This window comes from Roseovarius sp. PS-C2 (genome assembly GCF_018862045.1).
GTDB lineage: Bacteria > Pseudomonadota > Alphaproteobacteria > Rhodobacterales > Rhodobacteraceae > Roseovarius.
This window is the reverse complement of record NZ_JAHKSQ010000005.1, coordinates 103,757-128,465: the sequence shown is the minus strand read 5'-3', so window position 1 is coordinate 128,465 and position 24,709 is coordinate 103,757. Positions and strand designations below refer to the sequence as shown.

Annotated in this window: 26 protein-coding genes; 18 read left to right on the top strand and 8 right to left on the bottom strand. The window is 59.3% G+C overall.

Going from position 1 to position 24,709, the window contains the following annotated elements; translation table 11 throughout:
• Positions 1–22: 22 nt before the first annotated feature.
• Together hrcA and KPG71_RS10865 are read left to right on the top strand one after the other, a co-directional pair.
• On the top strand, positions 23–1,087 hold the full coding sequence (gene hrcA, locus KPG71_RS10870; protein WP_216338101.1) for a heat-inducible transcriptional repressor HrcA: 1,065 nt from the start codon (positions 23–25) through the stop codon (positions 1,085–1,087).
• Between the two features lie 9 nt (positions 1,088–1,096).
• A complete protein-coding gene (locus KPG71_RS10865) occupies positions 1,097–1,657 on the top strand; it encodes a nucleotide exchange factor GrpE (protein WP_216338100.1) in 561 nt (186 codons plus the stop codon).
• A gap of 25 nt (positions 1,658–1,682) precedes the next feature.
• Here the strand turns inward: KPG71_RS10865 and mutS are convergent, their stop codons facing one another.
• A complete protein-coding gene (gene mutS, locus KPG71_RS10860; RefSeq protein WP_216338343.1) occupies positions 1,683–4,295 on the bottom strand; it encodes a DNA mismatch repair protein MutS in 2,613 nt (870 codons plus the stop codon).
• Between the two features lie 169 nt (positions 4,296–4,464).
• Here mutS and KPG71_RS10855 point away from each other — a divergent pair, with 169 nt between their 5' ends.
• The gene (locus KPG71_RS10855; RefSeq protein WP_216338099.1) at positions 4,465–6,720 is read left to right on the top strand and encodes an NADP-dependent malic enzyme; all 2,256 of its coding nucleotides are present in this window, start codon (positions 4,465–4,467) and stop codon (positions 6,718–6,720) included.
• A 37-nt stretch (positions 6,721–6,757) separates the two neighbouring features.
• Here the strand turns inward: KPG71_RS10855 and msrA are convergent, their stop codons facing one another.
• Positions 6,758–7,417, bottom strand: coding sequence for a peptide-methionine (S)-S-oxide reductase MsrA (gene msrA, locus KPG71_RS10850; protein ID WP_216338098.1), 660 nt, complete (start codon positions 7,415–7,417; stop codon positions 6,758–6,760).
• A gap of 170 nt (positions 7,418–7,587) precedes the next feature.
• Between msrA and KPG71_RS10845 the strand changes: the two genes are divergently transcribed.
• Positions 7,588–8,496, top strand: coding sequence for a D-amino acid aminotransferase (locus KPG71_RS10845; protein WP_216338097.1), 909 nt, complete (start codon positions 7,588–7,590; stop codon positions 8,494–8,496).
• A gap of 38 nt (positions 8,497–8,534) precedes the next feature.
• Positions 8,535–9,248, top strand: coding sequence for a sulfotransferase (locus KPG71_RS10840; protein WP_216338096.1), 714 nt, complete (start codon positions 8,535–8,537; stop codon positions 9,246–9,248).
• An 89-nt stretch (positions 9,249–9,337) separates the two neighbouring features.
• Here KPG71_RS10840 and KPG71_RS10835 read toward each other — a convergent pair whose 3' ends face one another.
• Positions 9,338–10,564, bottom strand: coding sequence for an argininosuccinate synthase (locus KPG71_RS10835; protein WP_216338095.1), 1,227 nt, complete (start codon positions 10,562–10,564; stop codon positions 9,338–9,340).
• Positions 10,565–10,706: 142 nt separating this feature from the next.
• Here KPG71_RS10835 and ilvA point away from each other — a divergent pair, with 142 nt between their 5' ends.
• The gene (ilvA, locus tag KPG71_RS10830) at positions 10,707–11,945 is read left to right on the top strand and encodes a threonine ammonia-lyase IlvA (protein ID WP_216338094.1); all 1,239 of its coding nucleotides are present in this window, start codon (positions 10,707–10,709) and stop codon (positions 11,943–11,945) included.
• Here the strand turns inward: ilvA and KPG71_RS10825 are convergent.
• Entirely contained in the window at positions 11,942–12,274 is a 333-nt protein-coding gene (locus KPG71_RS10825; protein WP_216338093.1) for an Hpt domain-containing protein, read from the bottom strand. The genes ilvA and KPG71_RS10825 overlap by 4 nt on opposite strands.
• A 142-nt stretch (positions 12,275–12,416) precedes the next feature.
• Between KPG71_RS10825 and KPG71_RS10820 the strand changes: the two genes are divergently transcribed.
• Positions 12,417–13,703 carry a PP2C family protein-serine/threonine phosphatase gene (locus KPG71_RS10820; RefSeq protein ID WP_367397344.1) on the top strand — a complete coding sequence of 429 codons (1,287 nt, stop codon included), beginning with the start codon at positions 12,417–12,419 and terminating at the stop codon, positions 13,701–13,703.
• On the opposite strand, the gene KPG71_RS10815 is transcribed toward KPG71_RS10820, so the two are convergent.
• Positions 13,678–14,121 (bottom strand): NUDIX hydrolase, encoded by a 444-nt coding sequence (locus KPG71_RS10815; protein ID WP_216338092.1) that lies wholly within the window; start codon positions 14,119–14,121, stop codon positions 13,678–13,680. The genes KPG71_RS10820 and KPG71_RS10815 overlap by 26 nt on opposite strands.
• Before the next feature lie 79 nt (positions 14,122–14,200).
• Between KPG71_RS10815 and KPG71_RS10810 the strand changes: the two genes are divergently transcribed.
• The 5 genes from KPG71_RS10810 (at position 14,201) to KPG71_RS10790 (ending at position 18,748) form a co-directional block, all read left to right on the top strand.
• Entirely contained in the window at positions 14,201–15,196 is a 996-nt protein-coding gene (locus tag KPG71_RS10810; protein WP_216338091.1) for an Hsp33 family molecular chaperone HslO, read from the top strand.
• Entirely contained in the window at positions 15,189–15,788 is a 600-nt protein-coding gene (locus KPG71_RS10805; protein WP_216338090.1) for a CoA pyrophosphatase, read from the top strand. The genes KPG71_RS10810 and KPG71_RS10805 overlap by 8 nt, the downstream gene beginning before the upstream one ends.
• Entirely contained in the window at positions 15,785–16,933 is a 1,149-nt protein-coding gene (locus tag KPG71_RS10800; RefSeq protein ID WP_216338089.1) for a CCA tRNA nucleotidyltransferase, read from the top strand. Before KPG71_RS10805 ends, KPG71_RS10800 begins: the two co-directional genes overlap by 4 nt.
• A gap of 17 nt (positions 16,934–16,950) precedes the next feature.
• Positions 16,951–18,174: a class I SAM-dependent RNA methyltransferase gene (locus tag KPG71_RS10795; RefSeq protein WP_216338341.1), complete on the top strand. Its 1,224-nt coding sequence runs from the start codon at positions 16,951–16,953 to the stop codon at positions 18,172–18,174.
• A gap of 76 nt (positions 18,175–18,250) precedes the next feature.
• Entirely contained in the window at positions 18,251–18,748 is a 498-nt protein-coding gene (locus tag KPG71_RS10790) for a murein L,D-transpeptidase family protein (RefSeq protein ID WP_216338340.1), read from the top strand.
• 12 nt (positions 18,749–18,760) lie between these two features.
• Here the strand turns inward: KPG71_RS10790 and KPG71_RS10785 are convergent, their stop codons facing one another.
• A complete protein-coding gene (locus tag KPG71_RS10785; RefSeq protein WP_216338088.1) occupies positions 18,761–19,273 on the bottom strand; it encodes a CAP domain-containing protein in 513 nt (170 codons plus the stop codon).
• A gap of 169 nt (positions 19,274–19,442) precedes the next feature.
• Here KPG71_RS10785 and KPG71_RS10780 point away from each other — a divergent pair, with 169 nt between their 5' ends.
• Both KPG71_RS10780 and KPG71_RS10775 read left to right on the top strand, forming a co-directional pair.
• Positions 19,443–20,045, top strand: coding sequence for a L,D-transpeptidase (locus KPG71_RS10780; RefSeq protein WP_216338087.1), 603 nt, complete (start codon positions 19,443–19,445; stop codon positions 20,043–20,045).
• Positions 20,046–20,187: 142 nt separating this feature from the next.
• On the top strand, positions 20,188–20,376 hold the full coding sequence (locus KPG71_RS10775) for a hypothetical protein (protein WP_216338086.1): 189 nt from the start codon (positions 20,188–20,190) through the stop codon (positions 20,374–20,376).
• Positions 20,377–20,453: 77 nt separating this feature from the next.
• On the opposite strand, the gene hemH is transcribed toward KPG71_RS10775, so the two are convergent.
• Entirely contained in the window at positions 20,454–21,515 is a 1,062-nt protein-coding gene (hemH, locus tag KPG71_RS10770) for a ferrochelatase (RefSeq protein ID WP_216338085.1), read from the bottom strand.
• A 57-nt stretch (positions 21,516–21,572) separates the two neighbouring features.
• The gene (locus KPG71_RS10765) at positions 21,573–22,388 is read right to left on the bottom strand and encodes a methyltransferase domain-containing protein (RefSeq protein ID WP_216338084.1); all 816 of its coding nucleotides are present in this window, start codon (positions 22,386–22,388) and stop codon (positions 21,573–21,575) included.
• Between KPG71_RS10765 and KPG71_RS10760 the strand changes: the two genes are divergently transcribed.
• The 4 genes from KPG71_RS10760 to KPG71_RS10745 are packed head-to-tail and all read left to right on the top strand — an operon-like array spanning position 22,382 to position 24,706.
• Complete coding sequence (locus KPG71_RS10760; RefSeq protein ID WP_216338083.1) at positions 22,382–23,134, top strand: ComF family protein; 753 nt, start codon at positions 22,382–22,384, stop codon at positions 23,132–23,134. The two genes, KPG71_RS10765 and KPG71_RS10760, sit on opposite strands and share 7 nt — an antisense overlap.
• Before the next feature lie 35 nt (positions 23,135–23,169).
• Positions 23,170–23,427 (top strand): glutaredoxin 3, encoded by a 258-nt coding sequence (grxC, locus tag KPG71_RS10755; RefSeq protein ID WP_216338082.1) that lies wholly within the window; start codon positions 23,170–23,172, stop codon positions 23,425–23,427.
• Between the two features lie 5 nt (positions 23,428–23,432).
• Positions 23,433–24,266 (top strand): carbon-nitrogen hydrolase family protein, encoded by an 834-nt coding sequence (locus KPG71_RS10750; RefSeq protein WP_216338081.1) that lies wholly within the window; start codon positions 23,433–23,435, stop codon positions 24,264–24,266.
• On the top strand, positions 24,263–24,706 hold the full coding sequence (locus KPG71_RS10745) for a MarR family winged helix-turn-helix transcriptional regulator (RefSeq protein ID WP_073035041.1): 444 nt from the start codon (positions 24,263–24,265) through the stop codon (positions 24,704–24,706). Before KPG71_RS10750 ends, KPG71_RS10745 begins: the two co-directional genes overlap by 4 nt.
• Positions 24,707–24,709 lie beyond the last annotated feature (3 nt).

Below are 24,709 nucleotides of genomic sequence, written 5' to 3'. Positions count from 1 at the left end.
GTAAAGCGAACAAGCCAAAGACATGACCGATACAGGCAAGATTCTGGAAGAGATGAACGACCGCTCGCGCGAGGTGTTCCGCCGCGTGGTCGAATCCTATCTTGTGTCCGGCGCACCCGTCGGCTCGCGCACCCTGACCCGCGACTTCAGCGAAAAGATCAGCCCGGCCACCATCCGCAACGTGATGCAGGATCTGGAATATCTGGGCCTCCTTCAAAGCCCCCATGTCAGCGCGGGCCGCGTTCCCACGCAGGACGGGCTGCGTATGTTCGTCGATGGCCTGCTCGAAGTCGGCGATCTCCAAAGCGACGACCGGCAAAAGATCGACGCCACCCTGGGCAGTAATTCGCAGGACGTGTCGGGCATTCTCGACCGGATCGGATCGGCCTTGTCGGGGGCCACGCAAGGCGCATCGCTGGTTCTTGCGCCCAAGCACGAGGCCCCGATCAAGCATATCGAGTTCGTCAGCCTCGCCAATGACCGCGCGCTTGTGGTGCTGGTGTTCGGTGACGGGCATGTGGAAAACCGCATATTCACCCCACCGCCCGGCCAGACGCCCAGTTCGATGCGCGAAGCGGCGAATTTTCTCAATGCCCTGGCCGAAGGCCGCACATTGTCCGAGCTGCAAACCGTCATCTCCCGCCAGATCAGCGAACGGCGGCAAGAGATCGACAGGCTGGCGCAGGAACTGGTCAAGAGCGGCCTTGCCGTATGGGATGACGATGGCGACAGCTACGAGCGCCTGATCGTCCGGGGCCGTGCGAATCTGTTGGGCGACGAGGCCCAGGAAGAGGATCTCGAACGCATCCGCAGCCTGTTTGACGACCTCGAACGCAAGCGCGACATCGCCGAATTCCTCGAACTCGCCGATGAAGGCGAAGGCGTGCGCATTTTTATTGGCTCCGAGAACAAACTTTTCTCACTTTCGGGTTCCTCTCTGGTGGTGTCTCCTTATATGAACGCTGACCGAAAGATCATCGGCGCGGTCGGGGTGATCGGCCCCACGCGCCTGAACTACGGGCGGATTGTTCCGATCGTGGATTACACGGCACAGCTGGTTGGCAAACTGATCGCCGACCGAAGTTAGAGGTGACACATGGCAGAGCCGAAGAACGAAGAGTTTCTGGACGACATCGAACAGGCCGAGGCCGAAGAACAGGCCATTGCCGAGGAGGAAATCCTCGACTCCGATGCCGACATCGAAGCGCTTCGCGTCGAACGCGATGCGTTGCAGGACAAATTCATGCGCGCCCTTGCGGATGCTGAAAACGCCCGCAAGCGCAGCGAGAAAGACCGCCGTGAGGCTGAAAACTACGGCGGGTCCAAGCTCGCCCGCGACATGCTGCCGGTCTACGACAACATGAAACGCGCGGTCGAGGCGGCAACGGACGAGCAAAAGGAAATCTCCGCCGCGCTGATCGAGGGCGTTCAGCTGACCATGCGCGAACTGCTCAACGTGTTCTCCAAGCACGGCATCACGCGCATATCGCCCGAAGTGGGTGAAAAATTCGATCCGCAACAGCACGAAGCGATGTTCGAGGCCCCGGTGCCCGGCACCAGGGCGGGCGAGATCATCCAGATTTCCGCCGAGGGCTTCATGCTGCACGATCGTATCCTGCGCCCGGCGCAGGTCGGCGTTTCGTCGAACAAGGGATAACGCGAGGACCGGGCCCCGGCCCGGCCTATCGGCCCTCCGCCAGCCCCTTCAGTTCATAGATCAGGTCCAGCGCCTGCCGCGGCGTCAGCTCGTCGGGCAGAACCTCGGCCATGCGCTTGTCCAGTTCCGAGTCGCGCACCGGCGCCGGGGCGGGCGGTGGCGTGGCGGCAAACAGCGGCAAATCGTCGATCAGCGCCTTTTGCGCCGTTCCGCCCTCGCGTTCGCCCTTTTCCAGCGCATCCAGAACCACGCGGGCACGCTCCACCACCGCATCGGGAAGCCCGGCCAGTTTCGCGACCTGCACCCCGTAACTCCGGTCCGCCGCACCGCGCCGCACCTCGTGCAGGAAAATCACCTCGCCGTCATGTTCCTTGACGCTGACCGTGGCGTTTTCCACCCGGTCAAGCTTGTCGCTGAGGTTCGTCATCTCGTGATAATGCGTGGCGAACAACGCCCGGCTTCCGTTCACGTCATGCAGATGTTCCAGCGTGGCCCAGGCAATCGACAGCCCGTCATAAGTGGCCGTGCCGCGCCCGATTTCGTCCAGAATCACCAGCGCATGATCGTCCGCCTGATTCAGGATCGCTGCGGTTTCCACCATTTCCACCATGAAGGTCGACCGCCCGCGCGCCAGATCGTCGCTGGCGCCGACGCGGCTGAACAACTGGCTGACCATCCCCACATGGGCCGATGTCGCAGGCACGAAGCTGCCCGCCTGCGCCAGCAACGCGATCAGCGCATTCTGCCGCAGAAACGTCGATTTGCCCGCCATGTTCGGCCCTGTCAGCAGCCAGATATCGCTCCCCTGCCCCAGTTCGCAGTCATTGGCGATGAACGGCTCGCCATCCTTGCGCAGCGCCTGTTCCACCACCGGATGCCGCCCGCCCTGAATGTCCAGAGCGCGGCTTTCGTCCACACGGGGCCTGCACCAGTTTTCGCCGCGCGCCAGATCTGCCAGCGCTGTCGTCAGGTCCAGTTCGGCCAGCGCCCGCGCGGCCTGCGATACGCCTGCCGACTCCCCTAGAATTGCGCCTTTCAGGCTGTCATAGAGCCGCTTTTCAATCTCCAGCGCCCGACCGCCCGCATTCAGGATTTTGGTTTCCATCTCGCTCAACGGAACGGTGGTAAAGCGCACCTGATTGGCTGTGGTCTGACGGTGTTTGAAGGTTTCGTTCAACGGGGCCGACAGCATCTTGTCGGCATGGGTCGCCGTCACCTCGACGAAATAGCCCAGCACGTTGTTATGCTTGACCTTCAGGCTCTGAATCCCGGTCAGTTCCTGGTATTCGCTCTGCATTCCCGCAATCACGCCACGCCCCTCGTCGCGCAGCTGCCGTGCCTCGTCCAGTTCACCGTCATAGCCCGGCGCGATGAACCCGCCATCGCGCGCCAGCAGCGGCGGTTCCGCCACCAGCGCCTGATCCAACAGGTCCAACAGATCGTCATGCCCGGTCAGATCGCCCGCCGCTTCGGTCAGCAGTCGGGGCATGTCCTGCCCTCCGACCAGCGTGGAAATCTCGGCGGCCTGCGTCAGCCCGTTGCGGATCGCGGCCAGATCGCGTGGGCCGCCCCGGTCCAAGCCCAATCGCGACAGCGCCCGGTCCAGATCGGGCACCTTGCGCAGCGCAGCGCGCATGGCATCGCTGAATCGAGCCTGTTCCACCGCAAATGCAACGGCATCCAGCCGATCCTGCACCACGTCCACCACCCGGCTGGGGCTGGACAGGCGACGCTCCAGCAACCGGCCCCCGCCGGCCGTCACCGTCCGGTCCACCACCGACAGCAACGATCCGGCCCTGCCGCCGCTCAGCGATTGGGTGATTTCCAGATTGCGCCGCGTGGCGGCGTCGATCTGCATCACGCGCGCTTGCGCCTCGCGCTGGGGCGGGCGCAGCAGCGGCAGTTTGCCCTTTTGCGTGATCTCCAGATATTCCACGATCGCGCCCATCGCCGCCAGTTCCGCGCGGCTGAACTGCCCATAGGCGTCCAGCGCGCCCACCTTGAACAGATCGCACAGGCGCTGCTCGCCCCCCGAACTGTCAAAGGCCGCGCGCCCCAGTTCTGTGCTGGACGCGCCAGATTCAGTTACGATTCCACCCAGATGGGCCTCATCCCCCTCGGCCAGCACCACCTCGGACGGCGCCAGCCGCGCCAGTTCCGGGCCCAGCCGCACCTCGGCCAGCGGCATGACATGGAAACTGCCGGTAGAGATATCCACCCAGGCCAGCGCGCCGTCGCCCCGCACCCGTGCGAAACTGGCCAGGTAATTGTGCCGCCGCGCGTCCAGCAGGCTTTCTTCGGTCAATGTGCCGGGCGTCACCAGCCGCACGACCCCGCGTTTCACCACGGATTTCGAGCCGCGCTTTTTCGCCTCTTCCGGGCTTTCCATCTGTTCGCACACCGCCACGCGAAATCCCTTGCGGATCAGCGTCAGCAGATAGTTTTCCGCCGAATGCACCGGCACACCGCACATGGGAATATCCTCGCCCAGATGCTTGCCGCGCTTCGTCAGCGCAATGTCCAGGGCCTCGGATGCGGCCACGGCATCGTCGAAAAACAACTCATAGAAATCGCCCATTCGGTAAAACAGCATCGCGCCCGGATACTCGGCCTTGATTTCAAGGTATTGCGCCATCATCGGCGTAACGGCGGATTTCGCGGATGTCACTTTGGCCCCCCGGCTTGGTTGACGCGAACCTTACAAAGCCAGGACGCGGCGGAAAACCCGAAAACCGATGCGCAGTTGAGGCGACGGCAAACCCTCGCTATTGAGAGGCAAAACCGACGCAACGACACAAGGCCGCGACATGTCCAAACCCAAGTTCACCCGTGAAGAGGCGCTTGCCTTCCATCTCGAGCCCACCCCCGGCAAGTTCGAGATCACGGCCACCGTGCCGATGACCACGCAACGCGACCTGTCGCTGGCCTATTCCCCCGGCGTTGCGGTCCCGTGCGAGGAAATCGCCGCAAATCCCGAACTGGCCTATGACTATACCAATAAGGGCAACCTTGTTGCGGTGATTTCGAACGGGACTGCCGTTCTGGGCCTCGGCAACCTGGGCGCGCTGGGCTCCAAGCCGGTGATGGAGGGCAAGTCGGTGCTCTTCAAGCGCTTTGCCGACGTGAACTCGATCGACATCGAACTCGATACCGAAGACCCCGAGGCCATTATCAACGCCGTCAGGCTGATGGGCCCCACCTTTGGTGGCATCAACCTCGAAGACATCAAGGCGCCCGAGTGTTTCATCATCGAACAGACGCTCAAGGAACAGATGGACATCCCGGTGTTCCACGACGATCAGCACGGCACCGCCGTGATCTGTGCCGCCGGCCTGATCAACGCGCTGCACCTGTCGGGCAAGAAGATCGAGGATTGCAAGATCGTGCTCAACGGCGCGGGGGCCGCGGGCATCGCCTGTATCGAACTGCTCAAGGCGATGGGCGCACGGCATGACAACTGCATCGTTTGCGACACCAAGGGCGTGATCTATCAGGGCCGCACCGAAGGCATGAATCAGTGGAAATCGGCCCACGCCATCAAGACCGACCTGCGCACGCTGGACGAGGCGATGAAAGACGCCGATGTGTTCCTTGGCGTGTCGGTCAAGGGTGCGGTGACGCAGGATATGGTCGCCTCGATGGCCGACAATCCGGTGATCTTCGCGATGGCCAACCCTGACCCCGAAATCACCCCCGAAGAGGCGCACGAGGTTCGCCCCGACGCCATCGTCGCCACCGGGCGCAGCGACTATCCCAACCAGGTCAACAACGTGCTGGGTTTTCCCTACCTGTTCCGCGGCGCGCTCGATGTGCATGCCCGTGCAATCAATGACGAGATGAAGATCGCCTGCGCCGAGGCGCTGGCCAGCCTTGCCCGCGCCGATGTGCCCGATGAGGTCGCGATGGCCTATGGCCGCAAACTGGCCTTCGGGCGGGATTACATCATTCCCACCCCGTTCGATCCGCGCCTGATCCACACCGTGCCCCCTGCCGTGGCGCGCGCCTGCATGGATACCGGCGCGGCGCGGCGGCCCATCGTGGACATGGAAGGGTATCAACAATCGCTGGCCGCCCGGATGGACCCGACGGCCAGCATCCTGCGCTCGATCAACGCCCGCGCCCGCAACGCGCAGGCCCGCATGATCTTTGCCGAGGGCGACGATCCCCGCGTTCTGCGTGCCGCCGTGCAATATCAGCGCGCCGGTTTGGGCAAGGCGATCGTCGTGGGCCGTGACGACGACGTGAAACAAAAGCTCGAGGCGGCCGGTCTGGGCGATGCCGTTCGCGAACTCGAAGTGGTGAACGCCGCGAAAACCGATCGCCTGGCCGATTACAAGGAATTCCTCTACCAGCGCCTGCAACGCAAGGGCCACGACCGGCACGACATTCACCGCATGGCGGCGCGTGACCGGCACGTTTTTGCGGCCCTGATGCTGGCGCACGGGCATGGCGACGGGCTTGTCACCGGGGCCACCCGCAAATCCGCCCATGTGATGGAACGCATCAACCATGTTTTCGACGCCAATGCCGAAAACGGTGTTGCCGGTGTGACGGCCCTGTTGCACAAGGGCCGGATCGTCCTGATCGCCGATACGCTGGTGCATGAATGGCCCGACGAGGAAGACCTCGCCAATATCGCCACCCGCGCCGCCGGTGTGGCCCGCCATCTGGGGCTTGAGCCGCGTGTCGCCTTCGTCAGCTTTTCGACCTTTGGCTACCCCAAATCCGAACGCGCCGAAAAGATGCACCTTGCCCCCAGCGTGCTCGAGCGGCGGGGCGTCGATTTCGAATACGAAGGCGAGATGACCGTCGATGTGGCCCTCAACACCCGTGCGCAGGACGCCTATCCGTTCCAGCGCCTGACCGGCCCGGCGAATATCCTCGTGGTTCCGGCGCGGCACTCGGCCTCGATTTCGGTCAAGCTGATGCAGGAAATGGCTGGTGCCACGGTGATCGGCCCGATCCTCGCGGGCATCGACAAGTCGATTCAGATATGCTCGTCCACCTCGACGGCCAGCGACATCCTGAACATGGCCGTTCTGGCGGCCTGCAAGGTCGGCTGAGGACCGAACGGGCGGAGCTCGGGGAAATCCGCGCCGGTTAATTCACGAACGGCGCGGCATTGCCCCACAATTCGCGAATCCGCTGATCGCGGCCACAGGCCTTGCGATAGCGCTTGTAGGCCGAGGATTGTTTCTTGGGGCCGAACCGCGTCAGCACCAGCTTGCTGCCCTTGTAGTAATCCTGATGATACGCCTCGGCCTCATAGAACGGCCCGGCATTCAGAACAGGCGTCACGATCTTGCGCCCCAAGGCCTTGGCCGCATCGGCCCTGGCGGCCTCTGCCGCTGCCTTCTGGGCCGGATCAGAGACGAAAATCGCCGTGCGATAGCTGTTCCCGCGATCGCAGAACTGCCCGCCCGCATCGGTCGGATCGACCGAGCGGAAAAACAGGTCGTACAGCTCGCGTGCAGAAATCCGGGCGGGATCGTACATGATCTGCACCGCTTCGTAATGGCCGGTGCCGCCAGCGGTGACCTGCTTGTAGGTGGGGTTGTCGACCGTCCCGCCGGTATAGCCCGATACCACGTCCCGCACACCGCCGACCTTCTCGAAATCGGCCTCGACGCACCAGAAACACCCACCCGCAACGGTCAGAATCTCGGTTCCGGCGGCATGTGCCTTGCCATGTTGGATTCCCAGTCCGATCACGATCAGCACCGCCAGTAATCCGGCTTTTATCGTTCCCATCCTTCCCATCCGATGACTCATGGTATCAGCCCTCCGTTTGGGCATAGTGTGCCGCATCGCCAGAGACGGGCCAATTCACGCCCGCGTGTTTTCACGGCTTGGTGATCCGAATTTACCGCTTGGCACTGCCCGCCGCGCGCCCTAGCGTCCCCCCCATCCGACAGATGCAAGGGGCCCCCATGACTGATCACCAGACCACCCACCAGGCCGAAGAAGACGCACGCAACGAACAGATCAAGATCTGGCTGAACGGCGATATCGTTCCCAAGGATCAGGCCAAAGTCAGCGTTTACGACAGCGGTTTCATGCTGGGCGACGGCGTGTGGGAGGGGCTGCGCCTCTATAACGGCACATGGGCCTTTATCGACGAACATCTCGATCGCCTGTTCGAGGCCGCCAAGGCCATCGACCTCGATATCGGTATGAGCCGCGAACAGGTGTTTCAGGCCGTGTTAGAGACACAAAAGGCCAATGGCATGACAACCGATGCCCATGCCCGCCTGATGGTGACGCGCGGCGTGAAAACCCGCCCCTTTCAGCATCCGTCGTTGTCGCAACAGGGGCCGACCGTGACCATCATCATGGAGCATTCCAAACCACAGATCGGGCGGCCCATCCGCCTTGCCACCGTGCCGCATATCCGCGGCCTGCCCATGACGCAGGACCCCAAGCTGAATTCCCATTCCAAGCTGAACTGCATCCTCGCCTGTATTGCCGCCGAAAAGGCCGGTGCCGACGAAGGTTTGATGCTGGACGTGAACGGCTTTGTGAACACCACCAACGCCTGCAATTTCTTCATAGTCCGCAAGGGGCAGGTTTGGACCTCGACGGGTGATTACTGCATGAACGGCATCACCCGGCAAAAGGTGATCGACCTGTGCCGCGATAACGATATCCCGGTGTTCGAGCGTAATTATTCCCTTGTCGATACCTACGGCGCGGACGAGGCGTTTCTGACCGGCACGTTCGGCGCGCAGACCCCGGTGGGCGAAATTGATGGCCGCCCCATTGGCGATGGCGCGCTGGGCCCTGTTACCAAGCGGATTCAGGACCTCTATAAGGCTCTGATTCAGCGCGAAACCGCCTGAATGTCTGCCGTCAGCTTTTCGTAAAGGAGCCCCGTAAAATGCGTATCGCCATGTGGTCCGGCCCCCGCAACCTGTCGACCGCCATGATGTATTCCTTTGGCGCGCGGCCGGATTTTGCCGTTGTCGATGAACCGTTTTATGCCGCCTATCTGGCCCTGACGGGCCTCGATCACCCGATGGGGGATGCAATCATCGCCTCGCAGCCCACCGATCCGGCGAAGGTGGTCGATGGGCTTCTTGGTCCCATCCCGGACGGCAAGCCGCATTTCTACCAGAAACATATGTCACAACACATGATTCCGGGCATTCCGGGTGACTGGATTACCGATGTCGTCAATGTCTTTCTCATACGTCACCCCGCTCGTGTCGCTGCCAGTTTCTCGGCCAAATACGAAAACCCGACCCTGCCCGAGATAGGCTTCACTCAACAGGTGGACCTTTACGATCAGCTTAACGCAGCGGGCGCTCGTCCCGTGGTGATCGACTCACACGACATCCGCGAAGACCCCGAAACCATGTTGCGGCGGTTGTGCGATGTCGTCGGGCTGGAGTGGGATCCGGCGATGCTGTCCTGGCCCGCCGGGGGCCATAAATCCGACGGGGTCTGGGCGGCGCATTGGTATGGCTCGGTCCATGCCTCCACCGGGTTCGCCGGTCCCGAGGGTCCGTTGCCCGACCTCGACGGCCCGCGCGCCGATCTGGCGCGCGCCGCGATGCCGTCTTACGAGGTGCTCAGGGCGCTGGCGATCTGAGGTGTTGCGTCCACAATGGACGCAACTTTTGGCTTTAGGGCCGATTTTCGTACGAAACGCGCGTACACTTCGTACAAAACGTACGAAACTCAGCCCTTCAGGCGACGGTCCCGCGCGGCCAGCAGTTTCAGGCGCAGCGCGTTCAATTGGATGAAGCCAGCCGCGTCCTTCTGATCGTAAGCGCCCGCATCGTCCTCGAACGTCACATGCGCTTCGGAATACAGGCTGTGATCCGACCAGCGCGCAACCGTCCGGGCCGACCCTTTGTAAAGTTTCAGGCGCACGGTTCCGGTCACATGATATTGCGATTTGTCAATCGCCGCCTGCAACATCTCGCGTTCAGGGCTGAACCAGAACCCGTTATAGACCAGCTCGGCATAGCGCGGCATCAGCTCGTCTTTCAGGTGTGCGGCGCCACGGTCCAGCGTGATCTGCTCGATTCCGCGATGCGCTTCCAGCAGAACGGTGCCACCGGGGGTTTCATAAATTCCTCGGGATTTCATGCCCACGAATCGGCCTTCCACCAGGTCCAGCCGCCCGATCCCGTGCTTGCCGCCCAATTCATTCAGTTTTGTCAACAAGTTAGCAGGGCTCAGCGCCTCGCCGTTGATGCTGACGGCATCGCCTTTTTCGAAACCGATCTCGATGAATTCCGGCTCGTTCGGGGCGTCCTCCGGGTTAACGGTTCGTTGATATACATAGTCGGGCGCATCCACCGCCGGGTCTTCCAGAACCTTGCCCTCGGACGAGGTGTGCAACAGGTTCGCATCCACCGAAAACGGCGCTTCGCCGCGCTTGTCCTTGGCAATCGGAATCTGGTTTTTCTCAGCGAAATCAAGCAGTTTCGTCCGGCTGGTCAGATCCCATTCCCGCCACGGCGCGATCACCTTGATATCCGGGTTCAGCGCATAAGCGGCCAATTCGAAGCGAACCTGATCGTTGCCCTTGCCCGTCGCCCCATGCGCCACCGCGTCCGCACCGGTTTCCTCGGCGATCTCGACAAGACGCTTTGAAATCAATGGCCTGGCAATCGAGGTGCCCAGAAGGTACAGCCCCTCATACACCGCATTGGCGCGGAACATCGGGAATACGAAATCGCGCACGAACTCTTCCCGGATATCTTCGATGAAGATATTTTCCGGTTTGATTCCAAGAAGTTCCGCCTTCTTGCGCGCGGGGTCCAGTTCCTCCCCCTGGCCCAGATCGGCGGTAAAGGTCACCACCTCGCAACCATATTCGGTTTGCAGCCACTTCAGGATGATCGAGGTATCAAGCCCCCCGGAATAGGCCAGCACGACTTTCTTCGGCGCGGACATCGTTTTTCCCTTCCGTCAAATATCCGACCGGGCGATACCGGGTTTTGACGTGCGGGGCAAGATGCCCGGCTCCGCAGTATTCTTCGGTATGCTTTGCCCCCTGCCCTTGCCAGCGTGTGAAACTTCGTTCAATCAAGACGTTATGACCGACTTTCGCACCCTTGCCCAAGCCGCCGAAACCGCAATGCGCGACGTGTTCGATCCCACGCCGCTCTTGCGCAACGATCATCTTTCCGAACGCTACAGGGCCAATATCCTGCTCAAGCGCGAAGATCTGTCACCCGTGCGCTCCTACAAACTGCGCGGCGCGTTCAACGCCATGCGCAAGGTGCTGGAACGTGATCCCGATATCACGCAATTCGTCTGCGCCAGCGCGGGCAACCATGCGCAGGGGGTGGCATTCATGTGCCGGCATTTCGGGGTCAAGGGCGTGATCTTCATGCCGGTGACGACCCCGCAGCAGAAAATCGGCAAGACCGAAAAGTTCGGGGGGGATGCCGTTTCGATCCGGCTGACGGGCGATTACTTCGACGATACTCTGGCTGCGGCACAAGCGTATTGCTCTGAAATCAAAGGGCATTTTCTGTCACCCTTCGATGATGAGGATGTGATTGAAGGTCAGGCCTCAGTCGGGGTCGAGATCGAACAGCAACTCGGCGGCTTGCCCGACCGGATCATCATGCCCGTGGGCGGCGGCGGGCTGTCCTCGGGTGTTCGCAGCTATGTCGGGGATCATACGGCAATCACTCTGGTCGAACCCTCGGGTGGAGCATGTCTGGCAGCCGCATTGCAAGCCGGACAGCCCACGCGGCTGCCTCATGTGAACACCTTTGCCGATGGCGCTGCCGTGGCCCAGATCGGGGCCAGGACGTTCGAGCGGCTGCGCATGGTCGATCCATCCGATGTTCTGGCCATCAGCGAGGACCGGCTGTGCACCACCATGCTGGAAATGCTGAACGTCGAAGGGATCGTCCTTGAGCCTGCCGGAGCTTTGGCCGTCGATGCGCTCAAGGACATGGGCGATGCAATCCGGGGTAAAACCGTTGTTTGCGTGACATCGGGTGGCAATTTCGATTTCGAACGCCTGCCCGAGGTCAAGGAGCGCGCGCAGCGCTATTCCGGGATCAAGAAATATTTCGTCCTGCGCATGCCGCAGCGGCCCGGCGCATTGAAGGATTTTCTTAGCATCCTGGGGCCGGACGACGATATCGCCCGGTTCGAATACCTGAAGAAATCCGCGCGCAACTTCGGCTCGGTTCTGATCGGGATCGAAACCACGCATTCCGAAAATTTCAGTCATATCGAGCACAAGCTGGATGCCGCCGGATTCGAGTATCGCGACATTACCAATGACGAAGTTCTGGCTGAGTTCCTGATTTAGATATCGTCTGATTGTCGCAGGCCCACAATGAAAGCGGCGCGGGATTGGTCATAAATTTCAATGATTTCTGTGATATCGACCTTATTCGCATGGCCTTGGCTCGCCATCCGTTCGCCGGTTTGGCACAGTGCTGCAAAGTCTTCGAAGCCAAGGTTCAGCGCGCTGCCCTTGAGAAAATGCAACCGCGCCTCAATCCGATCGGGCCTGTCCCGTTCGCGTAATGCTGAGATTTCGGATTCGACCTCTTCGAGAAACAGGTCGACGACATCGGCAAATTCGTCTGCGCCGATTTCATCGCGAAGTTCATGTACTCTGTTCCAGTCGATCATGATCTGCCCGTTTTGCTTGTGTGGGTACACTTGCAGGGATGCATTTAGAAATGCTCAAGCCCTGGTGAAAAAACAGGCGCAATTTTAACATTCACCACCTGTTAAGCCGGGGGCTCTATGCCCGCTCCAAAGGGGGTGGAAAGTGCAACAGGTATTCAGGGATCAGAAATCGTTTCGATCAATCCAGACCGAAGGTCAGGCAATTCGCACGGTGCTGGTGGTTGATGACAGCCGCCTGCAACGCCGAATATTGGCAAGTTCCCTCAAAAAATGGGGGCTGGAGGTGCATGAGGCGGAGTCGGGTATCGAGGCGCTGCGACTCTGCAAAGATGTGCAGCCGGATCTGGTACTGAGCGATTGGATGATGCCGGGCATGAACGGGGTGGAATTCTGCCGCGCCTTCCGTGCGATGCCGCGTGATAGCTATGGCTATTTCATACTGCTGACCTCCAAATCCGAAAAGGCCGAGATCGCCCATGGCCTTGATGCAGGCGCGGACGATTTCCTGACCAAGCCCGTCAATGCCGCGGAGCTACGCGCGCGGATTGCTGCCGGGGATCGAATTCTGCGGATGGAGCGGGAGCTGACGGAAAAGAATCGTCTGGTCAAATCCACGCTGGATGAGTTGCAGGCGGTCTATGACTCGCTCGACAACGATCTGATCGAGGCGAAAAAGCTGCAACAATCGTTGGTGAGCGAGCGATATCGCGATTTCGGATCTGCGGATGTTTCGCTTTTGCTCCGGTCCAGCGGTCATGTCGGTGGCGATCTGGTCGGCATGTTTCAGGCCGGGCCCGATTGCGTCGGTCTTTACGGTATTGACGTGTCGGGGCATGGTGTGAGTTCGGCCCTGATGACGGCGCGTCTGGCCGGGTATCTTTCGGCCACCGCTCCCGAGCAGAACCTTGCACTCTATCAGTTGCGCGGCGAGGGCTATGCGCCGCGCGCGCCTGCAGAAACGCTGGAAATTCTCAATCGTCTGATCCTGGGGGAAATGGAAACCGAGCACTATTTCACGATGTTGCTGGCCATCGCGGACTTGTCGACCGGGCAGGTGACAATGGCCCAGGCCGGCCACCCCTACCCTGTGCTTCAGCGGGCCGATGGATGCATCGAGATGATCGGGCAAGGCGGATTGCCAGTGGGTTTGATCGAGGAGGCCAAGTACGATCAGCTCACTATCACGATGCGTCCCGGTGACAGGTTGCTGGTCTGCTCCGATGGCGTGGTTGAATGTGCCGATCCTGACGGCGCCCTTTTGGCCGATGACGGGCTGGTGCGCATATTGCGCGACCTGCGGCAAACACGGGGCATGGCGGGCCTGGAATCGTTGATCTGGAAACTCTCCGAGTTTGCGGGCACCGATGAATTTTCCGACGATATTTCTGCCGCGCTGTTGGAGTTCAAGCCTTCGCCAATAGATGGCTGACAAAATGTCTGTCACCAGCATTTCCCAACTGCTGGGCGGCTGCCTCCCAACTGGTCCATACGGCGCGGTGCCCTGCCTCGCTTGGAGGGCCAAGCGGGCGGACCGGAAAGGCGCGATAGATGTGGCAGATCTTTTCTGCCCAAAGGTCATATTCAGGCATGTAGGTGAATCGGCGAAATGCGCCGAGACGATGCGCCTGCGCAATTTTCCACCCCGTTTCCTCGAACACCTCGCGGTGCAAGGCCTGCAAGGGCGATTCGCCAGGGTCGATTCCGCCGCCGGGCAGCTGGAGTTCGGGAATAGGCTCGGCCTGATGGGTCAGCAATAGCTGTCCATCGCGTGGCAGGATAGCATAGGCACCTACGCGACGGGTATAGCGTATATCATGTCTTGGGTTTTCGCCGAACCGCCGGATCATGCCCTCTGCCCCCTTGGACCATGTGTTGTCCTGATTATATAGACGCGATATGCCAACTTCCGGCACACAAGGAAACCCCATGACACTTGGACAGAAATTCGCCTGGGACGACACGATCCTGCCATTCCAGTTGGACAACGCAGATATCCGTGGACGTGTCGCGCGTCTTGACGGGGTTCTCGACGGAATCCTGAAACAGCATGCGTACCCCGCGCCGGTAGAGGCATTGGTCGCCGAAATGGCGTTGCTGACGGCATTGGTCGGGCAAACGATCAAGCTGCGCTGGAAGCTGTCATTGCAGGTCCAGACCAAAGGCGCGGTAAGGATGATCGCCACCGACTATTACGCACCCGAAAGCGAGGGCGCCCCGGCCCGCATTCGTGCCTATGCCAGCTTTGATCCCGACCGGATCAGCGACAGCGCGCCTTTTGATCAGCTTGGAGAGGGGTATTTCGCCGTGCTGATTGATCAGGGCAAAGGAACGGAACCCTATCAGGGCATCACCCCGATTGCCGCAGGCAGTCTCAGCGCATGTGCCGAAGCCTATTTCGCACAGTCCGAGCAGCTTCCGACACGGTTCAACTTGTCCTTCGGCAAGTCGACCGAGAAAGGTGGTGTCGAACATTGGCGCGCTGGCGGCGTCATGTTGCAACATTTGCCCAAGGCTTCGCCGTTTGCGCAGGGCGGTGGCTCTGGTGAGGGTGGACTTTTGGTTGCCTCGGATATTGTCGATGACGAAGACAGGGAAAACTGGAACCGTGCCAATATGTTGCTGGATACGGCGGAAGATCTGGAAATGATCGGTCCATCGGTGGCGCCCAGTGATCTGCTGGTTCGTCTGTTTCACGAGGAAATGCCGCGGGTTTTCGATGTACAACCGGTTCGTTTCGGCTGCACTTGTTCGGAAGATCGGGTGCGCAACAGCCTGTCGATCTACTCGGCCAAGGATATCGAGAAGATGACCACTGACGAGGGTATCGTGACCGCCGACTGCCAGTTCTGTGGCGCGCACTACCGCCTGGATCCCAAAACATTGGGATTCGAGGCTGAAAATAGTCCTGGAGACAATGGCTGATCCGCTGGACAGGATTCGTGTCGCGCTGGCCGGTCAGGGGCAGGCGTCGTCGGATTTCGATCTGAATCCCGACGTCGTTTTGCCGCCGGACCGAAAGCTGCGCCCGGCGGGGGTGCTGGTGCCGATCCTGTATCAGGGATCGACCGCCAGCGTTTATCTGACCAAACGATCTTCGGCTTTGAAGCATCATCCGGGGCAGATTGCCTTTCCTGGTGGTAAGCAAGACGAAAGCGATGCCGACATCACTGCGGCAGCATTGCGCGAGGCGCATGAAGAAATCGGTCTGAAGCCTGAAAATGTCGAAGTTCTGGGGCTTATGCCCGCGCACGAAACGGTTACAGCTTTCAGGGTGACCCCGGTCGTCGCCCGCGTTCGTGCTCCCTTTCGGCCACGCCCCGAGGCCGGTGAAGTAGAAGAAGTATTCAGTGTGCCGCTGGATCATCTGCTGGATGCGGCCCGGTTCAGCGTTCAATCCCGGCGTTGGCAAGGGCGCATGCGCCACTATTACACCGTACCGTTCGGACCCTATTACATCTGGGGTGCAACCGCGCGTATCCTGCGGGCGTTGGCAGACGCGGCGGAAACAGAATGAGAATCGAAGGGAATTGGATCGACCGTGAAGAGACGCAAACCGTTTGCCGTATGATCGAGGCAAGCGGGTATCAGGCGTATTTCGTCGGGGGATGCGTGAGGAACGCCCTACTGGGTGTGCCTGTGCACGATATTGATATTGCCACCGATGCCCTCCCCCAACACGTCATAGAAATGGCGAAGGCCGCTGGCTTGAAATCCGTGCCGACGGGTATCGAACACGGGACCGTCACCGTGATCTCGGGTCACATTCCACACGAGGTAACGACGTTTCGTCAGGATGTGGAAACCTTTGGCCGTCATGCTGTCGTCGCTTATTCCAGCGATGTCGCGCAGGACGCCCGGCGGCGCGATTTCACCATGAATGCGCTCTATGCAAGGCGGGATGGGGTGGTTGTAGACCCGTTGGATGGGCTGCCTGATCTTGAGAACAGGCATGTGCGGTTTATCGACGACCCGGATCAGCGTATCCGCGAGGACTATTTGCGTATTCTGCGCTTTTTCCGGTTTCACGCGTTATATGGTGACCCCGGCCAAGGGCTGGACGCCGAAGGATTGGCCGCAGTTGCTGCCCATGTCGAGGGTTTGGCGGGGCTTTCCCGTGAGCGTGTCGGTGCTGAAATGGTCAAACTTCTTGCGGCGCCCGATCCCGCACCTTCTGTTGCAGCGATGCGAGCGACAGGTGTTCTGAACGCGGTTTTGCCCGGAGCCGATGATCGTATGCTGGCTCTCTTGGTTCATTCCGAGTCCGATGCCGGGATTGATCCCTGCCCCATGCGCCGGCTTGCCGCACTCGGCGGTGAGGATGTCGCGATACGCTTGCGATTAAGTAAGGCGCAGTCCAAACGTTTGGCGCTGTTGCGTGCCGAGATGAGAGAGATGACTCCAGCGGCTGAACTGGGATACCGGTATGGTGCCGAGGCGGCGGTAGACATTCTGTTGCTTCGGGATGCGGCCATTGAACGCGTTTATGATCCGTCGCAGCGTCAATTGGTGGAACGGGGCGCAATGGCCAGCTTTCCCCTCGTGGCCCGCGATTTGATGCCAAACTATACAGGCCCCGCCCTTGGCGCGCGACTGGATGAGTTGGAGCAGCGATGGATCGCTTCGGGTTTCACCCTTACCCGCGATGACCTTTTGGACTGAGACAGCAAGTGGCGGAGATGGACACGTTTCAGATTACCCGACTGGGTCACCATGGTGACGGGATTGCAGAAGGCCCCTTGTTCGCGCCGCTGACCTTGCCGGGCGAGGTGGTACATGCGCAATCCGATGGCAAGCACCTGAGCGATATCCGTATTGTTGAACCGTCGTCCAGCCGGGTCAGCCCTCCTTGTCGGCATTTCAAGTCCTGTGGCGGGTGTCAGTTGCAGCACGCCTCGGATGAGTTTCTGGCGGAATGGAAACAGGACGTGGTCAAGGCGGCACTAGCTGCGAATGGGCTTGAGGCCGAGTTTCTGCCGATAGCGGTTTCGCCGCCCCGATCCCGCCGTCGGGCGACGTTTGCGGCACGCCGCACGAAAAAGGGGGCGATGGTTGGATTTCACGCTCGCGCTTCGGACGTTCTGGTGGAAATTCCCGATTGCCAGCTTTTACATCCTGATCTGATGTCTGCACTGCCGGTGGCTAAAGCCTTGGCTCTGATTGGGGCCAGTCGCAAGCACAGTATTTCCGTTGCGGCGACGCTGTCGCGAAGCGGATTGGATATCAGTGTGACGAACGGAAAGCCGCTGAATGGTCCGCTGCGGCTGGAATTGGCCCGTTTGGCCGAGCGGTATGATCTGGCGCGGCTGGCTTGGGATGACGAGGTGATCGCAACCCGCTTACCACCCGAACAGATTTTCGGAGAAGTTTCTGTGATCACGCCGCCAGGTGCGTTTTTGCAGGCCACGCAAGAGGGCGAAAATGTCCTGCGCGAGGATGTTCGGCGAATCGTTGGACCATCTACGCAGATTGTCGATCTTTTTGCCGGATGTGGAACCTTCGCGCTGCCTTTGGCGCGCAATGCCATGGTTCATGCTGTCGAAGGGGATGCGGCGATGATTGCCGCGTTGGACGCCGCTTGGCGCAAGGCATCGGGCCTCAAGGCAGTGACACATGAAGCGCGCGATTTGTTTCGCCGTCCCTTGATGCCGGATGAGCTGACGCGCTTCGATGCCGCCGTGATTGATCCGCCCCGTGCAGGGGCTTCGGCGCAGATCAATGAGCTGGCCAAATCGGACATTCCCCTGATCGCTTACGTGTCGTGCAACCCGGTCAGTTTTGCTCGGGATGCGCGAAATTTGGTCGACAATGGTTTTGAATTGGTGCGGTTGCGGGTTGTCGATCAGTTCCGCTGGTCCGCTCATGTCGAGCTCGTGGCAGAATTTGTGCGCGCACCTGCCTAATCGTGCAAAAGAAATTTTTGAATTTTGCGAAGAGCAGGTTAAAACCCGACGAGAGCAGAAAACAGGTAAAAATACCATGCGGGCAATCGGAGTTTTGCTAAGTGTCGCGTTGTTTGTTGGCCTGACGGGCTGCAGCGCGTCGAAGTTTCGTACCTATAACGGGCCTGAGGTGACCCAGGTTGTGGTCAACAAGGGGCAGCGGCGGATGCATTTGTTGCATCACGATCAGGTTTTGAAGTCCTACGATATCGACTTGGGCTTTGCGCCTGATGGGCATAAGCAATTCGAAGGTGACGGCAAAACGCCGGAAGGCGCCTATCTGATCGACCGGCGTAATCCGAACAGCGAATTTCACTTATCGGTCGGAATTTCCTACCCGAACACCAACGACGTGACCCGTGCCGCGATGATCGGGCGCGAGCCGGGTGGCGATATTTTCATCCATGGTGAATCCAAGCGAAGGCTCGGCAGTCGGCGGGATTGGACGGCGGGATGTATCGCGGTCACGAATCGCGAAATCGAAGAGATCTATGCCATGGTCAAGGATGGTACGCCTATCTATGTCAGCCCGTGATTCTGGGTGACATCAGCCACCCATGACCAGCGTCCACCAGATTTTGCCGTTGTTTTCCTGAAGCCAGGAAAAGCCCATATCCTTGGCTTGTGAAGACAGGATGACATTGCGTGTCGATGGTTTGTCCATCCAGGCCGCTAGGGTTTCAAGCTCGGTTTCATAGGTTTCCGAGATATTCTCACCAATCAGGGAGCGCTCATAGCCCACGCGGTTCACCCGGTCGATCGGTGACGATCCGTCTGATCCGAAATGCCATGGGCGATTCTGAATCGACATATCGCGAGAATGCGTGGCTGCAGCCGCATTCAGGCGTGAATTCAACTGAACCGGTGGCTTGCCTGCGGCTTGGCGCAGTGCGTTAACCGAATCCAGCATACGGTACTGGATTTCTGCGGTTTGACCGGCACGAATACGATAGACTTTGGGCAGTGGCTTGCCATCTGGACCTATTTGCGGCTCGGGCGGAGCGGCGCAAGCCGACAATGCGAGCAGAGCCGAGAAAATCAGTCCGAGTAAACGAGCCATGTGTGTCACCGCCAATTAGATTTCATCTTGCAAGCTCTATCGTGGCTGACGCTGTCTTTCAAACCCGGTTGCGCATCGTGTAGCCGATTGGCGACTCTTTGATTTGCGACTGCGGCTTTCCCGCCATATATTAATGGCCTGTATCCGCCGATCAACTGGAGTTGGGAAAATGGCCTCGAAATTCGTAAATGGATTGAGCCGAAGAAATTTTTTGGCCGGAACCGTGGCTACCATCGGTGCACCGGCTTTTGCTCAAGACCTGAACAGCAGCGCCACAACCGAGATGGAAAGTGATGTCACGCCAGCAACGCGGCGCAATATTTCAAGTTTTCGCGCATTGGACTGGCGACCGTATTTCTCGAATTTGAACAATGGCGCAATTCTTGTCGATATAACGTCTCGCGCTCTGCATTTCTGGGCGGCGGATGGTCAAACATACCGGCTTTATCCCTCCAGTGTGCCATTGACCGAGGATTTGACGCGCCGTGGGCGTACCAGCGTTATCAAAAAGGTCGAGGGCCCAAGCTGGCGCCCGACCCCGTCGATGCTCAAGCGAAACCCGGAGTGGCCGGCTTATGTGGGGCCGGGGCCGGACAATCCGCTTGGTACTCATGCGTTGTATTTGGGATGGACTTATTATCGAATCCACGGGACCCACGACACACGTAAAATTGGCCGCAGATCATCGAACGGTTGTATTGGCCTTTACAATCAGCACATTGCCGAGCTTTTCGGAATGACCAAAATTGGCACACAAGTGTTGCTAATTTGACGAAAAACCGGCCCTTTAATCGGCTAAAGTTCTAAGTTGCATTTGCAATCTGCAAATTTTGCTGCTTAGAAATCTCTTACGAGGTAAGTCTTGGGTGCTTGTCGCCGGTATGCTGGCGATGGGCCTATATCTGGAGGATACTATGAAGAAACTCGTTCTCGCCGCTGCACTGACTGCCGCCGCTTCGACTGCTTTTGCCGGTAACATGGCAGAGCCCGTCATGGAAGCTCCCGTGGTTGTCGAAGAAACTGCCGCAAGCTCTTCGGCCGCTGGCGTCTGGATTCCGCTGGTTGTTCTGGCGATCATCGCAGCCGCTGTTGCCGCTGACTAAGTCAGGCGACATATCAATAGGAAAAAGGCAGTGGTTTTCCACTGCCTTTTTTCTTTTCCATGACGGTGTGATCTTATTCACTCCAGCCAACCTTTCAGGTTGTCCTGGATAATTCCGCTGAGCGCCTGAATGTGGGCGTCATCGTCATTGAGGCAGGGGATATAGGAAAACTGTTCGCCACCGGCTTCTTCGAAACTTTCGCGAATCTCTTCGTTGATTTCTTCGAGTGTCTCGATGCAGTCCGCAGAAAACGCGGGCGCCATAACGGCAATTTTCTTTTTACCCTGTTTTGCCAGTTCGGCGACGTGATCCACCGTATAGGGCTTCAGCCATTCCTCGGGGCCAAAGACCGACTGGAAGGTCGTTGTGATTTCGGTATCGTCCCACCCTAAACGCTCTTTCAAGAGGCGCGTGGTTTTCTGGCATTGGCAGTGATACGGATCGCCCTGCATCAGATAGCGCTTGGGCATACCGTGATAGGAGACGACCAAAATATCGGGCCGGTCTTCGATTTTTGCATAGGCAGCTTCGACCGATTGCGCCAAGGCTTCGATATACTGTGTGTTCTCGAAATATGGTTCGACAACGCGAGCCGTGGGTTGCCAGGTTTCGTCCATCAGCGCGCGAAAGAACTGATCGTTGGCCGTGGCCGAGGTGGCTCCGGCATAATGCGGATAGAGCGGAAAAAACAGGATACGGGTGCAGCCCGCCTTGACCATTTCGCGAACCTTGGATTTGGTCGATGGATTCCCGTAACGCATGCAGTAATCCACCATCACCTGATCGCCGTAGCGTTCATGAAGGGATTCGGCCAGTTTTGAGGTTTGATCACGGGTGATCGTCATCAGCGGGCTTTCGCCCTTTTCCTCGTTCCAGATGGATTTGTAGGCTTCGCCACTGGAGAAGGGGCGCTTGGTCAGGATGATCAGTTGCAGCAAGGGCTGCCATTTCCACGGACTGTAATCGATAACCCGGCGGTCAGACAGGAATTCGCTCAGATAGCGGCGCATTGGCCAGTAGCTGTAATGATCGGGTGTGCCCAAATTGGCCAGCAGGACGCCCGTTTTGTACTTTGGAATGGCCGGGTGATCGGCCGGGGCATGATCCGGTCGTGAAGCGGTGTTGCTTGCGTCAAGCATATCCAGTCCCTTTTTCAGCGCGGGTTTCAGGTGGAGATAACGGGTTACATACCCGCGTCAATCTTTGAGCGCTGTTTCTTTTGTGCCAAGTGCGTCGGCAAGTCGCGCTGCGGCCGATCCGGGGCGCAGTGGCTTGGGTTGGCTTTCGTCGGGGGACCACCCCGTCAGAACCATCAACTCGAACATTGCCGGAATACGGCCTTCGTCATCGGCGAAATTCTCGGCATATATTGTGCATGCCCGCATCAGCACGTCGCGTCGGGATATCTTTCTCTGTCTCCCGTCAAGAGCGTTGCTTTCCCCCATGGCGCGCAAGTCATGCATCAGGTCCAGTGCAGAGGCATAGGTGACACTCAACGGCAGGCTGTCCGCGACAGGCAAGGCAAAGCCTGCGCGCTGAAGCAGAGCGCCGAGATCACGTATTTCGCCCATGGGTACGACCCGCTGCGAGAGACCGCCGGTGATGTCGGCTTCGGCCTGGGCCAAGCTGCGGCGAAGCTCGTGCAGTGTTTCGCCGCCAAAAAAGATACCGAGAAACAGGCCGTCAGGCCGTAGCGCCCGGCGCGATTGAACCAGTTGTCCGACAGGGTCACTGGCCCAGTGCAGGCACATGGCATGGATCACGAGATCCTGACTGTGTTCGGCAAGTTGCAATTGTTCGGTATCTTCAATGCAGGCCGCATCAGGAAAGCGGTTGCGCCAGAAATCGGGAAATCCGGTGATTACGGCTTTATCCGTAAACGTCTTGTTAACCAGAGATAGCCGATCCTGAATGTCGTCTGCCGCCATTTCGTGCAGAAAAAGAGCCGGATCATGCAAGGCGCGTTGGCGATTGCGGATTAGTGCCGCGCGGTCTGTGAGTTGCGATGTCATGGGTAAAGGATAGTGGCGTGTACACTGCTTTTCAAACGGCCTTGCGGCTTGTTTATCCTCCACGTTGCACATTGTGCGGAACGCAGGTGGAAAGCGAGTTCGGCCTTTGCGGTCCCTGCTGGCGCGACACGCCTTTTATCTCGGGCCTGTGTTGTGATGCTTGCGGAGTGCCGTTGCCGGGTGACGACGCCGGAACTTCCGAATTCTGCGACGACTGTCTGACAATCGCGCGACCGTGGAGCAAGGGGCGTGCAGCGCTGATATATCGCGACAACGGGCGGAATCTGGTTCTGGCGCTGAAACACGGGGACCGGCATGACATTGTGCGACCCGCTGCGTTGTGGATGGCCAGTGCCGCTCGGCCATTGGTCGACGACCAGATGATTGTGGCGCCTGTTCCACTGCACTGGACACGCATGATCCGGCGGCGGTTCAATCAGTCTGCTCTTTTGGCTCGGGGCGTGGCCCGGAAACTGGACTTGTCATGGTGTCCCGATCTTCTTGTGCGTCCTAAACGCACACGGTCGTTGGATGGGTTAGGCCGCGATGCGCGATTCGAGACCCTGCAAGGTATGATCGAACCGCACCGGCGTCGTCGTCAGCACATGATGGGCCGTTCGGTTCTTCTGGTGGATGATGTGATGACATCGGGTGCGACACTTTCGGCGGCGGCGCAGGCTTGTTTCAGGGGCGGGTCCGCTGATGTGCGTGTCGTGACACTGGCGCGCGCCGCCAAGGATGCCTAAGTTGCGATCGACCCCAACTTACGGAAATAATGCAGATGCAGCCTGTTGAAATCTATTCCTCGCCCCTTTGCGGGTTTTGTCATGCGGCCAAGCGCTTGTTGAAGCAGAAGGGAGTCAATTTCTCCGAAGTGGATGTCTTTACCGATCCATCGCGCAAACCGGAGATGATTCAGCGCGCGAACGGAAAGCGAACCGTTCCGCAGATTTTTGTCGGCGATACCCATGTCGGGGGGTGCGATGAGCTGTATGCCCTGGAGCGCGCCGGAAAACTGGACGCCTTGTTGGCTGGTTGAGTGCGATGAAAGCGGCACTGATACAGCTAAATAGCAGCGACGATCCGGAGGCCAATCTGCCTGTAACGCAGGCATTCATTCGCGAGGCCGCAGGGCATGGTGCGGGATTTGTCCTGACGCCCGAGGTTACAAACTGTGTTTCAGGCAGCCGCGCCCATCAAATCGAGGTTTTGCAGACCCAAGACGACGATCCGACCCTTGCCGCATTGCGTGAGCAGGCCGATCAATTGAATATATGGCTTCTGATCGGCTCTCTCGCGCTGAAAACCGATGATCCGGGCGGCCGGTTCGCGAACCGGTCCTTTCTGATCAATCCGGATGGCGAAATAGCGGCGTGGTATGACAAAATCCATATGTTCGATGTGCAGGTGTCCGAGGTTGAAACCTATCGCGAATCAGCCGGATATCGCCCTGGAACTCGCAGCGTGCTGGCGCGACCTGAATTCGGTTCGGTAGGAATGACGGTCTGCTACGACGTCCGCTTTCCGTACCTGTTTCGACGGTTGGCACAGGCGGGGGCCGAGATCCTGACAATACCCTCGGCATTTTCCAAAGTCACAGGTCAGGCGCATTGGGAGGTATTGATGCGCGCGCGGGCAATTGAAACGGGCAGTTACGTGCTGGCCCCGGCGCAGACCGGGCTGCATCGTGCAAGCCGTGGCAAGCCACGTGAAACCTATGGGCATTCAATGGCTGTCGGCCCGTGGGGCGATGTTTTGGCGGATGCCGGAGCCGAACCGGGTATCATATACGTTGATTTGAACATGTCCGAGGTGGCAAAAGCACGTCATCGCATCCCGTCGCTTCATGCGGCGCCCGAATATGGCAACCCGGAATGAACGAGAACAGCAGCAATTCACTGGCCGTCGCTCTTTTCAGTGAAATTCTGACCAATGATCAGTTGATTCGGAACCGGCTGAGCCGTGTGCTGCCCAAGGGAATGGAAATCAGCCACTTTTCCGTACTCAATCATCTGGCCCGATCCGGAGGGGAGCGAAGCCCCGCGCAACTGGCGAAGAGCTTTCATGTTACGCGCGGCGCGATGACCAACACGCTGAGCAAGCTGGAGTGGGCCGGGTATGTGCATATTCGCCCGGATTGGGACGATGCCCGGCGCAAGATGGTGGCGATCAGCCCGGCCGGACGTCAGGCGCGGGATGCGGCGATTGCTGCGATCGCGCCCATGATCTCCGAGCTTGTGGGCGAACTTGGCGATGAAAACGTGCGCGCCACCCTGCCCGTATTGCGTGAATTGCGGGCAAAGCTGGAAAGCGAATGACGC

Bases quoted from the DNA above. Each gene is read 5' to 3' on its own strand.
- hrcA (WP_216338101.1), top strand. From the start codon at position 23: ATGACCGATACAGGCAAGATTCTGGAAGAGATGAACGACCGCTCGCGC.
- KPG71_RS10865 (WP_216338100.1), top strand. From the start codon at position 1,097: ATGGCAGAGCCGAAGAACGAAGAGTTTCTGGACGACATCGAACAGGCC.
- mutS (WP_216338343.1), bottom strand. From the start codon at position 4,295: ATGATGGCGCAATACCTTGAAATCAAGGCCGAGTATCCGGGCGCGATG.
- KPG71_RS10855 (WP_216338099.1), top strand. From the start codon at position 4,465: ATGTCCAAACCCAAGTTCACCCGTGAAGAGGCGCTTGCCTTCCATCTC.
- msrA (WP_216338098.1), bottom strand. From the start codon at position 7,417: ATGGGAAGGATGGGAACGATAAAAGCCGGATTACTGGCGGTGCTGATC.
- KPG71_RS10845 (WP_216338097.1), top strand. From the start codon at position 7,588: ATGACTGATCACCAGACCACCCACCAGGCCGAAGAAGACGCACGCAAC.
- KPG71_RS10840 (WP_216338096.1), top strand. From the start codon at position 8,535: ATGCGTATCGCCATGTGGTCCGGCCCCCGCAACCTGTCGACCGCCATG.
- KPG71_RS10835 (WP_216338095.1), bottom strand. From the start codon at position 10,564: ATGTCCGCGCCGAAGAAAGTCGTGCTGGCCTATTCCGGGGGGCTTGAT.
- ilvA (WP_216338094.1), top strand. From the start codon at position 10,707: ATGACCGACTTTCGCACCCTTGCCCAAGCCGCCGAAACCGCAATGCGC.
- KPG71_RS10825 (WP_216338093.1), bottom strand. From the start codon at position 12,274: ATGATCGACTGGAACAGAGTACATGAACTTCGCGATGAAATCGGCGCA.
- KPG71_RS10815 (WP_216338092.1), bottom strand. From the start codon at position 14,121: ATGATCCGGCGGTTCGGCGAAAACCCAAGACATGATATACGCTATACC.
- KPG71_RS10810 (WP_216338091.1), top strand. From the start codon at position 14,201: ATGACACTTGGACAGAAATTCGCCTGGGACGACACGATCCTGCCATTC.
- KPG71_RS10805 (WP_216338090.1), top strand. From the start codon at position 15,189: ATGGCTGATCCGCTGGACAGGATTCGTGTCGCGCTGGCCGGTCAGGGG.
- KPG71_RS10800 (WP_216338089.1), top strand. From the start codon at position 15,785: ATGAGAATCGAAGGGAATTGGATCGACCGTGAAGAGACGCAAACCGTT.
- KPG71_RS10795 (WP_216338341.1), top strand. From the start codon at position 16,951: ATGGACACGTTTCAGATTACCCGACTGGGTCACCATGGTGACGGGATT.
- KPG71_RS10790 (WP_216338340.1), top strand. From the start codon at position 18,251: ATGCGGGCAATCGGAGTTTTGCTAAGTGTCGCGTTGTTTGTTGGCCTG.
- KPG71_RS10785 (WP_216338088.1), bottom strand. From the start codon at position 19,273: ATGGCTCGTTTACTCGGACTGATTTTCTCGGCTCTGCTCGCATTGTCG.
- KPG71_RS10780 (WP_216338087.1), top strand. From the start codon at position 19,443: ATGGCCTCGAAATTCGTAAATGGATTGAGCCGAAGAAATTTTTTGGCC.
- KPG71_RS10775 (WP_216338086.1), top strand. From the start codon at position 20,188: ATGAAGAAACTCGTTCTCGCCGCTGCACTGACTGCCGCCGCTTCGACT.
- hemH (WP_216338085.1), bottom strand. From the start codon at position 21,515: ATGCTTGACGCAAGCAACACCGCTTCACGACCGGATCATGCCCCGGCC.
- KPG71_RS10760 (WP_216338083.1), top strand. From the start codon at position 22,382: ATGTCATGGGTAAAGGATAGTGGCGTGTACACTGCTTTTCAAACGGCC.
- KPG71_RS10765 (WP_216338084.1), bottom strand. From the start codon at position 22,388: ATGACATCGCAACTCACAGACCGCGCGGCACTAATCCGCAATCGCCAA.
- grxC (WP_216338082.1), top strand. From the start codon at position 23,170: ATGCAGCCTGTTGAAATCTATTCCTCGCCCCTTTGCGGGTTTTGTCAT.
- KPG71_RS10750 (WP_216338081.1), top strand. From the start codon at position 23,433: ATGAAAGCGGCACTGATACAGCTAAATAGCAGCGACGATCCGGAGGCC.
- KPG71_RS10745 (WP_073035041.1), top strand. From the start codon at position 24,263: ATGAACGAGAACAGCAGCAATTCACTGGCCGTCGCTCTTTTCAGTGAA.